The sequence below is a fragment of the Erwinia sp. 9145 genome (genome assembly GCF_000745075.1).
Classification (GTDB): Bacteria; Pseudomonadota; Gammaproteobacteria; order Enterobacterales; family Enterobacteriaceae; genus Erwinia; species Erwinia oleae.
On sequence record NZ_JQNE01000001.1, the window covers coordinates 3,228,158 to 3,241,450 of the forward strand.

Genomic DNA, 13,293 nt, shown 5'->3' on the forward strand with positions numbered 1-13,293 from the left:
AGGACTGGCCGTTACACCACGCCGCCGTTAGCACGAATAATTTGACCGTTAATCCATCCGCTCTCTTCGCTCGCCAGGAAGCGAACGATGCGGGCGATGTCATTTGCCTCGCCCAACCTGCCGAATGGGTTCATTCCTTTGATTTTGTCGATGAGCGCGTCGCTTTTGCCTTCCAGAAACAGCTCGGTGGCGACCGGCCCCGGCGCTACCGCATTGACGGTGATGGCGCGCGGACCCAGCTCTTTCGCCAGAATTTTTGTCATGGCTTCCACGCCAGCCTTGGTGGCGGCGTAAGCGGCATAGCCGGGCTGATAAAGGCCCACCACGCTTGAGGAGAAGTTGATGATGCGTCCGCCGTCGTTCAGCCGGACGGCCGCCTCGCGCATGGTGCGAAACGATCCGCTGAGGTTCAGGGCCAGCATCTGCTCAAAGGCCTCGTCGGTCATCTCCGCCAGCGGAGAAAGCGCCATGCTGCCGGCGTTATTAATGAGAATATCGACACGACCAAACGCCTTTTCCGCGACGTCAAACAGCACGCGGGCGCCCGCTGGCTCAGCGAGGCTGGCCTTGAGGGCTATCGCACTGCCGCCCCGCGCGTTAATCTCCCGGACGACGTCTTCCGCTTTTTCCGGGCTATGGGCATAGTTGACCACTACCCTGATGCCCGCTTCCGCCAGGTTTTTTGCCAGTTCCGCGCCGATGCCCCGCGACGCGCCGGTAACGATTGCGACTTTATGTTGTGCTGTGTTCATAGTGACCTCCATTGGTTAATAAGAAGCCTATATGATCCCCGCCGGATAACAATGCCCTATACTTCGACATCATAATTCACCCGGAGAGAACAATCCGATGGATCGCATCAGCCAGATGACGCTGTTTGTCCGCATTGTGGAAAGCGGCAGTTTTATACGGGCGGCGCAGGAACTGCGGATTGGGCGTTCAACCGCCACCGCGACCATTCAGCAACTGGAGAAGGCGCTGTCGGTCAGACTACTGAGTCGTACCACGCGGCACGTTTCGCCCACGCCGGAGGGAGAAGCGTTCTACCAGCGCGCCAGCGCCGTGCTGGCCGAACTGGATGAAGCCTGGGGCGCATTTCGCGAAGAGACGGCGCGCGGACATCTGCGCATTGAGGCGCCCGGCATCCTGACGCGCAACTTTCTGATCCCGCAGTTGCCTGCTTTTCTGAAGCGCAACCCAGAGCTGACAATACAGTTCGGCCAGACCGATCGGCTGGTTGATCTGGTGCGTGAAGGTTTCGATTGTGCGATTCGCGTCGGCGAGTTAAGCGACAGCAGCCTGTTTTACCGCAAACTGGGCGAGCTGCATGAAGTCACCTGCGCCAGCCGCGCCTATTTTGACGCACATGGCATACCCGCCAGCATCGACGATCTGGACGGGCACGTGATGGTCGGTTTTATCTCTTCCCGGACGGGCAGAGTTATGCCGCTGGAGTTTGTGCGCGACGGGAAAGTGGAGACGCGGCCAATCCCCGCGTCGGTGGCGGCAGACAGTTCGGATACCTGCGCCGACCTCGCCCGCCAGGGGTTTGGCCTTATCCAGGCGCCGCGTTATCGTTTCAGTAACGAACTGGCCAGCGGCAGTCTGGTGGAGGTATTTGCTGACACGCTGTCGCCACCGATGCCGATCAACGTGGTTTTTCCGCATAAACAGCAGATGTCTCGCCGCCTGGCGGTTTTTCTCGACTGGCTGAAAGAGGTGCCGTGGCCGGTGTGAATCAGCCGGCTTTGCCGCCTGCGTCCTGTGCGCTGACCATTTCACTGCCCGGAAAGAACGCCGTCCAGCTCAGCAGCGTTTTGGGCATCTGGCCGCTTTTTTCCGTGGTGAAATAGTGCAGTTTCAGCCTGTTTTGTTTATCCGGTGCGACGCGCATCGCCCAGATTTTCCCTTCGGTGGTGTACATCACGATAGCGGATTTGCGGTTTGCCATGCCTTTTACCGACAGATTAAGCACCGCCGCACCAAAGTTGTCGATATCCTGCCCGTACAATACGCTGTTGGCGGTGCTGACGTACTCCGCATACTCCGCGCCCGCCAGCGCGCGAAAGCGATCGTCCATCTCTTTATCGGGAAGAATGCCCAGCGACAGCAGGGTCGGCGCGGGACGCGGATCGCTGTTCGCCCTGACGTACAGGCCGTCAATCGCGATGCCGCCCGGCATCAGCAACCGGCAGCTATTGCGCGTATCGCTGCTGACCTCTACTTTGCCATCCGGGCGCGGCATCAGCAAAATGGCGCAGTTTCCGCCCCAGGCGATTTTGTCCATAAAGCCGATGCCGTAAAATTTACGCACGTCGCCGTTAAAGCTGGATTTGAACGCGCCGCCCCAGAAGGTGGCGTCCAGCCGGAAGCCCCAGTCGGCGGTGCTCTGGATCATAATGCGTCCGCCGCTGCCGTTGATGGCGGTGCTGTTCCACCATTCGCCCTTCCAGTCGAATGGGCGGCTGGCATTGTAAATGTCACTCAGCCCGTGAAAGTAGGCACGTCGCAGACAGCCGTTACTGGCGCAGGCGTCGCGCGATTTACGCCATTGCGCCATCCGGCCATTAATGGCAACCGGATCGGCCATAACCTGATTGCGATAGTTGTCGTTGAGCACGCTGTCCATCCATACCAGCTGCGGTGAGGAACAGATGGTGTTCTCCACCACCGTTTCCGAACGCGCGCAGTCAATCGCCAGCGCCGGTGCGCTGAGGGCGAAAAGAAATAAAAACGTCAACAGATGCCGCTTAAGGCGGAAGATATTCATGTGGCTGGCCCTGTTTTCGGAAACAGTTAAACAGAAAGTCTATCCTGGATTGCGTAACCGGAAACTGTTATAGCTCAAATGAACATAACTGTGTCTGCCAGAAGTTGACGCGCTGTGGTTTACTGATGACGCTGACGTAATGAGGTGAATGAGTGAACGAGATAAAACAGATCCTGCTGCGTGAAATTGACACGCTGAATCGTGAAGAGCAGCGTGATAATAAACCGCGCCTCAGCCTGACGTTTCTGAAAGAGCATCCCGGCCTGTGGATCTCAATGTATGTCTGTTATGCGCTGACGGTGGCGCTGATTTTCACCACCGAGTTTCTCGGCTGGCCTGCCTTCTGGGGCGCAACGCTGTTCGTGGCGCTGATGAGCCTGCTGATGCTGATGGACATCAATCCACGCTATCGCTTTGAGGATATTGATACGCTCGATCTGCGCGTCTGCTATAACGGCGAGTGGTACTACGTGCGCGCGCTGTCTGACAGCGCCATCGCGGAGATCCTCAACAGCGCGCAAACGCCGGGTCACGTTAAGCAGGGCATCGAAAAACTGCTGGCGCTGAAGGGCGAAGTTGATTTCTACGACGTTTATCATCTCACCTGGGGGCAACGCCGCGCGTCCGGCGTTCAGGTCAGCGCCTCAGCGATCAGCTCGCCCAGCAGCGAAACGGCCAGTTCCTGCGCATCTCCCCACGCCCATGACGTATTGAAGCGGAAGTAGTTTTGATACTGATCGCCCGATGAGAACATCTTACCGGGCGCAATGCTGATGTTGTGCGCCAGCGCGCGATAGTAAAGTTCGGTAGTGTTCACCTGCTTTGGCAACGCAATCCATAAAAAGTAGCCGCCGGGCGAATCGTTGATTTTTGCCTCCGCGGGCAGATGGCGTTTCAGCGACTGCCGCGCCAGGTTTTTTCGCTGCGCCAGCGTCTGGCGCAGCCGCCGCAGATGGCTGTCGTAGCTGCGCGTGCTGAGGTAGTTCGCCAGCGCAAGCTGCATCGGCGCGCTGGTGGCCAGGGTGCTCATCAGTTGCAGATGCTGTATTTTTCTGGCGTGTTGACCCGCCGCCACCCAGCCAACGCGAAATCCCGCCACCAGATTTTTCGAAAAAGAGCCGCAGTGCAGCACGGTGTCGTGCCTGTCGAACGCCTTCGCGGGCAGCGGTTTCTCTCCGCCCACGTAAAGCTCGCCGTAAACGTCATCCTCAATCAGCGTCACCTGATGCAACGCCAGTAGCGCCACCAGCGCCGCTTTTTTTTCGCTGCTCAGCGTGCAACCAAGCGGATTTTGCTGACTGGTCATCATCCAGCACGCCTTGATCGGCCAGCGTGCCAGCGCCCTCGCCAGCTCGTCCAGATCCATTCCATGCTGCGGATCGCTGGCGATGGCGACGGCCCTCAGCTTCAGCCGCTCAATCACCTGAAGCGCACCGTAGAAACAGGGATTTTCAATGACCACCCAGTCGCCGGGTTCGGTGACCGCCTGCATGCTCAGATTCAACGCCTCCATTGCGCCGTTGGTAATGACGATCTCCTCGGGCGACACCTGAATGCCCTGCAATGCGTAACGCTGCGCCAGCGTTTTGCGCAGCGATTCATTACCGGGCGGCAGATTGTTCAGTGCATCCATGGGCGTCAGCGAGTGCGAAACGGCGTTCAGTGAACGCATCAGCTGCCGCTGCGGGAAGAGTTCGGGATCGGGAAAGGCCGAGCCAAACGGCAGAATGGCAGGATCGCGGCAGGCGTTCAGCACTTCAAATATAAACGCGTTGATATCCACGGATTCCGCCAGTTGCACCTTCTGGTGGCTGGCGGGTTGCGTCAGGAATTCGGCGCGGGGAGAAACAAAATAGCCGGACTGCGGCCGGGACTGGATCCAGCCCTGACTCTCCAGCACCTGATAGGCATGCATCACCGTCATCAGGCTCATGCCGCTGAGCGTCACCTGTTCACGCAATGAAGGAAGCTTCTCACCGGGCAGCCAGATCTCCGCCGCAATTTGCTGTTGGATCGTTGCTATGAGATGTTGATATTTTGCCAAAACTGTTACATGTCAGTTTGAGAAATTTAAAAACTATTATAGGTGCGGGAACACCATTACGCACGATGCGGCATGACATCAGGAATGTTTTTCAGCATCGGCAGCGGTTGCTTCTCTTGATTCTCTGCATGGTGGTATCGCCCGGCGATGGCGCTGCCGGGTAAAGGCTCGCCAAACAGGTAGCCCTGAAGCGCATTGCAGCCGGACTCACTCAGCAGACGCTGCTGTTGCGGCGTCTCAACGCCTTTTGCCACTACCGGCAGTTTTAACGCGCGTGCCAGCGCCACAATAGCCGCGATCACCGTCGATTCCTGGCCGGAACCATCCAGTTCGCTGACCAGCCTGCGGTCAATTTTTAGCTGGCTGAACGGGAGACGATGCAGATTGAAAAGGCTGGAGTAGCCGGTGCCAAAATCATCGAGGCCAACACGTATGCCCAGCGCGGTCAGCCGTTTCAGCACCTGCTCGCTTTCGTCCGGATTGCGCATCGCAATCGCCTCCGTCACCTCCAGCGTCAGGCGGGCCGGAGGAATATGATGCGTCGCCAGCGCGTCAGAAACGGTTTCAGCCAGCTCCGGCAGCACAAACTGCATGGCGGAAAGATTGAGCGTAATCGACCAGTGCGGATCGGCCTGAAGGTGCCATGCGCGCAGCTGTCGGCAGGCTTGATTGATTATCCAGTGGGTAAGGGGAACGCCCAGCCCCGCCTTTTCCGCCAGCGGCAGGACGCGATCCGGCGTCAGCAGTCCGTGCTGCGGATGCTGCCAGCGCAGCAGCGCCTCAAAGCCCTGCACCGCGCCCTGCGGGACGCTGAAGATCGGTTGCCAGACCAGGCAAAACTCATTGCGTTCCAGCGCCACGAACAGATCGCGTGTAAGCTGAAGCTGATTCTGCGCCTGTTCATTCATCGAAGGCTGAAAGAAACTGTAGCCGTTGCGACCGCTGTTTTTGGTGTGATACATCGCCGTGTCGGCGTTGAACATCAGCTCACGCTCGCTGTTGCCGTCGCCGGGAAAGACGGCGATGCCGATACTGAGCGATACCGACAGCTCATAGCGGGATAGCCAGAACGGCGCATCAACGGCATTCACCAGCTTGTCGGCCAGCGCCGCTGCATCGTTCGGTTCGTCACCCTCCAGCAGCAGCACAAACTCATCGCCTCCCAGGCGCGCCAGCGTGTGATACTCCTTTAACAATGTCTTCATGCGGTCGGCAACCGCCACCAGCAGGGTATCGCCCACGTGATGACCAAAAGCGTCGTTGACCGCTTTAAAGCCATCCAGATCCATAAACATCAGCGCAAAAGAGGTGGATTCACGTACCGCTTTATTCATCGCCTGCTCCAGGCGATCCTCCAGCAGGATGCGGTTCGGCAGACGGGTTAAATTGTCATGCAGGGCCAGCTGCGCCAGCTCGCGGTTGGCTTCAACCAGCGAAGAGGTGAGTAAAACCGCCCGTTTTTGCAGGCGCGCATCCATCGTCGACACCAGCAGCGTGATCCCCAGAATGGAGAGCGTCACCACGGTAACCAGCACCGCCAGCCAGTTGCTGTCAACGCCCGTTTCACTGGCGTGGCTGCTCATCGGAAAATGGGCGGCGGCCATGCCCGTATAGTGCATACCGGCGATCGCCATGCCCATCACCGTCGCCGCGCCAGCGCGCAGCAGGGCGATACGTGCGCCGCCGCGACGTAGCCTGAAGGCCAGCCCTAGCGCAATAAATGACGCCAGCAGCGCAATTCCGACCGATAACGCTATCCACCGCCCGTCCCAGATAATACCCGGTTCAAATATCAGCGCCGCCATGCCGATATAGTGCATTGCGATGGCCCCGGTGCCGAGAACCAGCGCGGCGAGAATCAGACGCCCCGGTGGCAAAACATCATGGCAGACAAACCACAGCGCGCCCGTCGAGGTGGCAATGGCCACCGCCATCGACATCACGGTGAGAACAGGATCGTAGCTCATCACCATTTCAAGGCTCATCGCCAGCATGCCGATAAAGTGCATCGCCCAGATGCCGATGCCCAGCGCCACGCCGCCGCCAATCAGCCACGCACGGGCCGCATCACGCGATGAAATGGCTGCTCTGCCGGCCATTTCCAGCGCCGTGTACGACGCCAGAAAAGCAACAAAAACTGAAACGGTCACCAGCAGGGGATGGTAAGAACTCATCAGCATTGACGTATCTCAGGGGGCGGCGCTGTTGCACAGTCGTCACAGGTGAACTGACCAGCGAAGCCAGGAATGGTGCTGATAATATCGGCTAAAGCGTGCGTGACTTTATTCCGGGGGCGTGAAGAAAATGCGATCTGCGTTGCAAAGGGCTGATAAAATTAATGAAAAGGGCGCAGCGGATACGCCCTTCGACTGCATTTATTCGTGCATCAGATCGCCGGCAACGTCAGCGCCGGTCATGCCTGCCGGGAAGAACGTCGGCCAGTTGACCAGCTCTTTCTCAAGCTGTTCATGGCTGCTGTCGCCAAAGAAGAGATGAAAGTGCGCCGCGTGGATTGGGCCGATTTCATGATCGCTGAACTGCACAAACCTCGGTGCCTGCGCGTCGCCGCCGCTGCGCGTAAACAAATAGCGCACGCCTTTTTTGCCGGAGGGATAGTTGAGGATTTTATATCCGCTGTAGTCGTACCTGCCCGTTACGGCTTTTACGCCGCGCTCAAAGGTCATGCTGTCTGCGGTAATTTTCAGGCCGGTAACATCGCTGGCGTAGCCTTTATCGTAATACGCTTTGTACGCCCCGGCGCTTTTTTGCGGGTCGTGCTCCGCTTTGTGGCGGAATACCGCATCCAGGCTACCGTCTTTCAGGAAGGGATAGATGGATTGCCAGCTTCCCTGCCAGTCGGTCAGCGCCCTGTCATGCACGTCAACATCGCTGAATGTGCCCTGCTGTATCGTGCTGTTGTGGCTGTGATGATGATCGTGCGAGTGTGCCAGCGCGGCGCCGGAGAAACTCGTGGAAGCGAGCGCAATAAGCAAGGCGGCCTTGTTGAGGTGTGTCATTGTTGCTCCTTAATATGAAAACAGTTGCCGGAAAAAAACGATAAAATGTTATGTTATATCGTAACATTTAGCAAGGCAGCTTTTCAGGAGCAGAGGGCATAAAAATGCCGGTCAGTTGACCGGCACAGGAAGCGTGGGAAAGAGAGGTTATCTGGCGACGGTTTCCATACCCATCAGGCCTATCTTCAGATAGCCAGCCTGACGCAGCTTGTCCATGACGGTCATCAGCGTTTCATAATCCACCGACTTATCCGCCTGGAAGAAAATGGTGGTTTCTTTATTTCCTTCCGTCTGGGCGTTCAGCGCGTTGATCATCGTTTCCCCGGTGACCGCATCGTTGCCGATGTAGAGCTGCTTATCGGCCTTGATGGAGAGATAGATCGGTTTTTCAGGACGCGGCTGCGGCGTGCTGGTGGAAGCCGGAAGGTTAACGCGCACGTCAACGGTGGCAAGCGGCGCGGCGACCATAAAGATAATCAGCAATACCAGCATCACGTCGATAAACGGCGTCACGTTGATTTCATGCATTTCGCCGTTATTGTCGAGATCTTCGTTTAATCGCATGGCCATAATGCTCAGCCCACCCGCAGTTTCTGCGTTGTGCGCGGGCTGCCGCTGGCGGCAAGATCGAGATCGCGGCTTTGCAACAGCATAATCTGCGCGGCAATGTCGCCCATAGACGCTTTGTAACTGGCAATCGTGCGGGCAAAGACGTTATAGATGACCACGGCAGGGATCGCCGCAATCAGGCCGATTGCCGTCGCCAGCAGCGCTTCCGCAATACCGGGCGCGACCACGGCGAGGTTAGTGGTTTGCGTCTGCGCAATGCCGATAAAGCTGTTCATAATGCCCCAAACGGTGCCGAACAGGCCGACAAACGGCGCGATTGCGCCAATCGTGGCGAGAAAACCGTTACCGCGCCCCGCATGGCGGCTGAAGAAGGCCACGCGGCGCTCCAGACGGAAAGCGGTACGTTCTTTAATGCCATCGTTGTCATCTGAACCGGCAGATAGCATCAGCTCATCTTCCGCTTCTTTTAACAGGCGGCTGGTCAGGCTGTTAGCATGAAAGCTGGCGCTGGTGGCTGATGCTTCATTCAGCGAGCGCGCATTTGCCAGCGCCTGCTGTTCGCGCTTCAGGCGACGTTTGGCCGAACCGAGTTCCACGCTTTTACTGAAGAAAATCGCCCAGGTAACGACCGACGCCAGCAGCAGGCCAATCATTACTACTTTAACCACGATGTCCGCATGCTGATACATGCCCCAGACGGAGAGATCCGTCTGCATCAAATTGTTCGTCACGCTATCTCCCCAGGCTCATTCAAACATAAGCAAAAAAAACCAGTGCGGATCATACCAAAAAAGCGGGGAATTGATAGTGGTTATCATTACTATTTACCGCTTCGCTGGCGTTTTTTTAGCGACTTTTTTGTTCCACCGCATTTACAGGCGCTGTTTGCTGAAACTTCCTCACTTAACGGGATGCTGAATTTCACGCCGACGCCCGGCGTGGTAACGTTAAGCCATTGACGATTTCCACAAACAGAGCAGATCTGATGACCCGTAAAAAAATTGAAACGGCGCTGATTGCCGCCGGACGCAGCAAACGCTTCACCCAGGGCGCCGTTAACAGCGTTATTCAGCGCGCGTCTTCACTGGTTTTTAACAGCGTGGCGGACAAAAAACGCGCCACCGCCGGCCGTGCTGACGGCGAACTGTTTTACGGTCGTCGCGGGACCCTGACCCACTTTTCGCTTCAGGACGCCATGACCGAGCTGGAAGGCGGCGCGGGCTGCGCGCTCTATCCCTGCGGCGCGGCGGCGGTGGCAAACGCCATTCTTTCTTTTGTTTCCGCAGGCGATAACATACTGATGGCCGGTTCTGTTTATGAACCCACCCAGGACTTCTGCACCAAAATCCTCAGTAAAATGAACGTCACCACCACCTGGTACGATCATACTACGGGCGACGCGATTGCCGATCTGGTGCAGCCCAACACGCGCGTGGTGTTTCTGGAGTCGCCCGCTTCAATCACCATGGAGGTGCAGGACGTGCCGGCGATTGTGGCTGCCGTTCGTCGTCGGGCGCCCGAGGCGGTGATTATGATCGATAATACCTGGGCGGCGGGCATTCTGTTTCGCGCGCTTGATTTCGGCGTGGACATCTCTATTCAGGCCGGCACCAAGTATCTGATTGGTCATTCGGATGCGATGATCGGCACCGCCGTTGCTAATCAGCGCTGCTGGGCGCAGCTGCGGGAAAACTCCTATCTGATGGGACAGATGGTGGATGCGGATACCGCCTATATGGCTAGCCGGGGTTTGCGAACGCTGGCGGTACGGCTGCGTCAGCATGAAGAGAGCGCGCTGCGCGTGGCGACCTGGCTTATGACGCGCCCGGAAGTCGCCGCCGTTAATCATCCGGCACTGCCGCAGAGTAAAGGCCATGCGGTCTGGCAGCGCGACTTTACCGGCAGCAGCGGCCTGTTCTCCTTCGTCCTGAAGGCGCGCCTCGACGATCGCCAACTGGCCGACTATCTCGACCATTTTGAACATTTCAGCATGGCCTACTCATGGGGCGGCTTTGAGTCGCTGATCCTCGCGAATCAGCCGGAAGAGCTGGCGGCGATCCGCCCGACAGGCGGCGTGGATTTCAGCGGCACGCTGGTCAGGCTGCATATCGGCCTGGAAAACGTTGAGGATCTGATCGCCGATCTGGCCGAGGGCTTTGCCCGCCTCACAAAAATGGAGAAATAAACGCGCCGCATTGCCCGGTCAGCGCCCTTGATCAAGGTATAAATGAGAGTTTGCAGGTACAATTGTTATCTCAACGCGGCAAACGGGATATGAAATGGGTGTACTACATGAGATTGTGCAGGCGCTGTGGCATCAGGATTTCGCCGCGCTCGCCAATCCGGTTGTGATTTGGATCGTCTACGGGATAATGTTTGTCACCCTGCTGCTGGAAAACGGCCTGCTACCCGCCTCCTTTTTGCCCGGCGACAGCCTGTTGCTGCTGGCAGGCGCGATGATTGCAAAAGGCGTGATGGGTTTTGTGCCGACGCTGCTGATCCTCACCCTGGCCGCCAGCCTGGGCTGCTGGCTCAGCTATCTTCAGGGAAAGTGGCTGGGAAACACACGGCTGGTGAAAGGCTGGCTGATGCATCTGCCCGCGCAATATCACCAGCGCGCCTGGTCGCTCTTTCACCGCCACGGCCTGATGGCGCTGCTGATTGGTCGTTTTCTGGCCTTTGTGCGCACCATTTTACCCACAATGGCGGGCATTTCCGGCCTGAAAAACGCGCGCTTTCAGCTTTTCAACTGGCTGAGCGGCCTGCTGTGGGTCGGTATTCTGATCTCCGCAGGCTATGCGATAAGTCAGGTTCCTTTTATTAAAAGGCATGAGGATCAGGTGATGGCGATCCTGATGATCCTGCCGCTGGCGCTGCTCTGCATTGGCCTGATCGGCAGCATTACGCTGCTGGTGAAGCGTAAGAAAGCTGCCGACAGCGAGTAGCCGACTCAGCCCGCCTGGCGCGCGCGGGTCAGCTCCTCACCCGGCGTCACGCCAAAATAGCGTTTAAATTCACGTGAGAACTGGGAAGCGCTTTCATAACCCACCCGCATCGCCGCCGCGCTGACCTTGACGCCTTCCTGAATCATCATGGCGCGTGCCTGGTGCAGACGATAGTTTTTAAGGTATTGCAGCGGCGAAGTGCTGGTCACCGCCTTAAAGTTATGGTGAAACGCCGAGACGCTCATGTTCACCTCTGCCGCCAGCTTCTCAACGCTCAGGCTGTCGGTGTAGTGGTGCTCAATACGTCGCACCGCGCGGGCAATCTGGCTGAACTGCGTCTGTCGGCTGACCATCGCCAGCAGCGCGCCGCCGCAGGGACCAAGCAGCACATAATAGAGGATCTCACGCACCAGCTGCGGCCCCAGCACGCGGGCGTCACGCGCGTTTTCCATGACAGCCAGCAGCCGCTCCGCCGCGCAGAGCATCTCTTCCGTCAGCAGCGCGGTATGAACGCCGCGCGTCTGCGAAACCGGCTGGAAGCTGTCGTCATCGCCGATATCAATCAGCAAATCCTGTAGACGCGCCGTATCCACATCAAACAACAGCCCGACCAGCGGCTCCTCCTTCGTGGCGAAAGTTTCGCACTCAAACGGCATGGTTACCGTCAGCATCAGATACTTGGTGGCGTCGTAATGGAAAATATGGTTACCGAGATAGCCGGTTTTCTGCCCCTGAAACAGAATGATGATGCCGGACGAATACATGACCGGCGTACGGCCGCTGGGCCGATCGGCGAAAAGCAGGCGAATGCCGGGCACGGGCGCCAGCAGCGGCGAGTGTTGAAGCGCGGTGACCCGTTGCGCCAGCCGTGCGCAGAGTGCATTACGATCCATAATTGATTCTCTTCCAAAAGCGGTTGCGTCTTATCATGCCTGATTCGCGGTGATTCCTCTACGGCTGTGGAGAATCAGGCAAGCGTTAAGCAGGATCGGGCAGACTACGGCAAAGCCTCCTTCTCGTCATCCGGATACCGCGTCATGAAGATTTCGCATGACCGCCCTAATCTCAACTAGACTTACTTCTCTAACCGGTTCAGGGCGACACACTGCAAAGGAGCTAATATGGCAGAGCAACCGATAATTAAACTTCACGATGGCAACATGATGCCGCAGTTGGGCCTTGGCGTCTGGCAGGCCAGCATTGAGGATGCGCGCAACGCGGCGTTAAAAGCGTTGCAGGTGGGCTACCGCTCCATTGATACTGCCGCCATCTATAAAAATGAGGAAGGCATCGGGCAGGCGCTTCAGGAAACGGAGATCGCGCGCGATGACATTTTTGTCACCACCAAACTGTGGAATGACGATCAGCTTAACGCTGAGCAGGCTATGGAAACCAGCCTGAAGAAGCTTCAACTGGAGAGCGTTGACCTCTACCTGATGCACTGGCCCTGTCCGGAAAAAGACAATTTCGTTGAGGCCTGGAAAGGCATGATTGCGCTGCAAAAGCAGGGCCTGACCAAAAGTATCGGCGTCTGTAACTTTCACGAACCGCATTTAAAGCGCCTGCTTGATGAGACCGGCGTCAGTCCGGTAGTGAATCAGATTGAGCTGCACCCGATGCTGCAACAGCGCACGCTTCATGCATGGAACGCCATGCATCAGATTCAGACAGAGTCGTGGAGTCCGCTGGCGCAGGGCGGAAAAGGCGTGTTTGATCAGCAGATCATCAAAACCCTGGCGAAGAAATATGGCAAAACGCCGGCGCAGATCGTGATCCGCTGGCATCTGGACAGCGGCCTGGTGGTAATCCCGAAATCAGTCACGCCGTCGCGTATCGAAGAAAACTTTAAGGTGTTTGATTTCCGCCTGGAGAAGCCGGAAATCAGCGAAATTGCCTCGCTGGATAAGGGCAATCGCCTGGGCCCGAATCCCGACGAAATGAATTAAC

At 57.4% G+C, this 13,293-nt stretch carries 12 protein-coding genes and 1 pseudogene; 5 read left to right on the top strand and 8 right to left on the bottom strand.

The window, feature by feature from the left end; all coding sequences use genetic code 11:
* Positions 1-11: 11 nt before the first annotated feature.
* The gene (locus FA91_RS15290) at positions 12-752 is read right to left on the bottom strand and encodes an SDR family oxidoreductase (protein WP_034916989.1); all 741 of its coding nucleotides are present in this window, start codon (positions 750-752) and stop codon (positions 12-14) included.
* A gap of 97 nt (positions 753-849) precedes the next feature.
* On the opposite strand from FA91_RS15290, the gene FA91_RS15295 reads away from it, so the two are divergent.
* Positions 850-1,737 (top strand): LysR family transcriptional regulator, encoded by an 888-nt coding sequence (locus FA91_RS15295; RefSeq protein WP_034916992.1) that lies wholly within the window; start codon positions 850-852, stop codon positions 1,735-1,737.
* Between the two features lies 1 nt (position 1,738).
* Here FA91_RS15295 and FA91_RS15300 read toward each other — a convergent pair whose 3' ends face one another.
* Positions 1,739-2,770, bottom strand: a complete 1,032-nt coding sequence (locus tag FA91_RS15300; protein ID WP_051937222.1) for a hypothetical protein — start codon at positions 2,768-2,770, stop codon at positions 1,739-1,741.
* A gap of 152 nt (positions 2,771-2,922) precedes the next feature.
* Between FA91_RS15300 and FA91_RS15305 the strand changes: the two are divergent.
* Positions 2,923-3,402 (top strand): annotated as a pseudogene (locus tag FA91_RS15305) (YlaC family protein); the annotation flags it as partial.
* On the opposite strand, the gene FA91_RS15310 reads toward FA91_RS15305, so the two are convergent.
* The 5 genes from FA91_RS15310 to exbB form a co-directional block, all read right to left on the bottom strand.
* Positions 3,402-4,814 carry a PLP-dependent aminotransferase family protein gene (locus tag FA91_RS15310; RefSeq protein WP_034916994.1) on the bottom strand — a complete coding sequence of 471 codons (1,413 nt, stop codon included), beginning with the start codon at positions 4,812-4,814 and terminating at the stop codon, positions 3,402-3,404. The pseudogene FA91_RS15305 and the gene FA91_RS15310 overlap by 1 nt on opposite strands.
* Before the next feature lie 56 nt (positions 4,815-4,870).
* Positions 4,871-6,994, bottom strand: a complete 2,124-nt coding sequence (locus FA91_RS15315; protein WP_034916997.1) for a bifunctional diguanylate cyclase/phosphodiesterase — start codon at positions 6,992-6,994, stop codon at positions 4,871-4,873.
* A 195-nt stretch (positions 6,995-7,189) separates the two neighbouring features.
* Positions 7,190-7,831 carry a ZinT/AdcA family metal-binding protein gene (locus FA91_RS15320; protein WP_034916998.1) on the bottom strand — a complete coding sequence of 214 codons (642 nt, stop codon included), beginning with the start codon at positions 7,829-7,831 and terminating at the stop codon, positions 7,190-7,192.
* A 147-nt stretch (positions 7,832-7,978) separates the two neighbouring features.
* On the bottom strand, positions 7,979-8,401 hold the full coding sequence (exbD, locus tag FA91_RS15325) for a TonB system transport protein ExbD (protein ID WP_034916999.1): 423 nt from the start codon (positions 8,399-8,401) through the stop codon (positions 7,979-7,981).
* Between the two features lie 5 nt (positions 8,402-8,406).
* Positions 8,407-9,132: a tol-pal system-associated acyl-CoA thioesterase gene (exbB, locus tag FA91_RS15330; RefSeq protein ID WP_072016820.1), complete on the bottom strand. Its 726-nt coding sequence runs from the start codon at positions 9,130-9,132 to the stop codon at positions 8,407-8,409.
* A 254-nt stretch (positions 9,133-9,386) separates the two neighbouring features.
* On the opposite strand from exbB, the gene metC reads away from it, so the two are divergent.
* Positions 9,387-10,586 carry a cystathionine beta-lyase gene (gene metC / locus FA91_RS15340; protein ID WP_034917004.1) on the top strand — a complete coding sequence of 400 codons (1,200 nt, stop codon included), beginning with the start codon at positions 9,387-9,389 and terminating at the stop codon, positions 10,584-10,586.
* A gap of 94 nt (positions 10,587-10,680) precedes the next feature.
* Positions 10,681-11,346 carry a DedA family protein gene (locus FA91_RS15345; RefSeq protein ID WP_034917006.1) on the top strand — a complete coding sequence of 222 codons (666 nt, stop codon included), beginning with the start codon at positions 10,681-10,683 and terminating at the stop codon, positions 11,344-11,346.
* A 5-nt stretch (positions 11,347-11,351) separates the two neighbouring features.
* On the opposite strand, the gene FA91_RS15350 is transcribed toward FA91_RS15345, so the two are convergent.
* Positions 11,352-12,239 (bottom strand): AraC family transcriptional regulator, encoded by an 888-nt coding sequence (locus FA91_RS15350; RefSeq protein WP_034917008.1) that lies wholly within the window; start codon positions 12,237-12,239, stop codon positions 11,352-11,354.
* Between the two features lie 228 nt (positions 12,240-12,467).
* Between FA91_RS15350 and dkgA the strand changes: the two genes are divergently transcribed.
* Positions 12,468-13,292 (top strand): 2,5-didehydrogluconate reductase DkgA, encoded by an 825-nt coding sequence (gene dkgA / locus FA91_RS15355; RefSeq protein ID WP_034917010.1) that lies wholly within the window; start codon positions 12,468-12,470, stop codon positions 13,290-13,292.
* Position 13,293 lies beyond the last annotated feature (1 nt).

What these genes read in the sequence shown, in the direction of transcription:
- FA91_RS15295 (WP_034916992.1), top strand. Translation starts at nt 850, where the DNA reads ATGGATCGCATCAGCCAGATGACGCTGTTTGTCCGCATTGTGGAAAGC.
- metC (WP_034917004.1), top strand. Translation starts at nt 9,387, where the DNA reads ATGACCCGTAAAAAAATTGAAACGGCGCTGATTGCCGCCGGACGCAGC.
- FA91_RS15315 (WP_034916997.1), bottom strand. Translation starts at nt 6,994, where the DNA reads ATGCTGATGAGTTCTTACCATCCCCTGCTGGTGACCGTTTCAGTTTTT.
- FA91_RS15350 (WP_034917008.1), bottom strand. Translation starts at nt 12,239, where the DNA reads ATGGATCGTAATGCACTCTGCGCACGGCTGGCGCAACGGGTCACCGCG.
- FA91_RS15345 (WP_034917006.1), top strand. Translation starts at nt 10,681, where the DNA reads ATGGGTGTACTACATGAGATTGTGCAGGCGCTGTGGCATCAGGATTTC.
- FA91_RS15290 (WP_034916989.1), bottom strand. Translation starts at nt 752, where the DNA reads ATGAACACAGCACAACATAAAGTCGCAATCGTTACCGGCGCGTCGCGG.
- dkgA (WP_034917010.1), top strand. Translation starts at nt 12,468, where the DNA reads ATGGCAGAGCAACCGATAATTAAACTTCACGATGGCAACATGATGCCG.
- FA91_RS15300 (WP_051937222.1), bottom strand. Translation starts at nt 2,770, where the DNA reads ATGAATATCTTCCGCCTTAAGCGGCATCTGTTGACGTTTTTATTTCTT.
- exbD (WP_034916999.1), bottom strand. Translation starts at nt 8,401, where the DNA reads ATGGCCATGCGATTAAACGAAGATCTCGACAATAACGGCGAAATGCAT.
- FA91_RS15320 (WP_034916998.1), bottom strand. Translation starts at nt 7,831, where the DNA reads ATGACACACCTCAACAAGGCCGCCTTGCTTATTGCGCTCGCTTCCACG.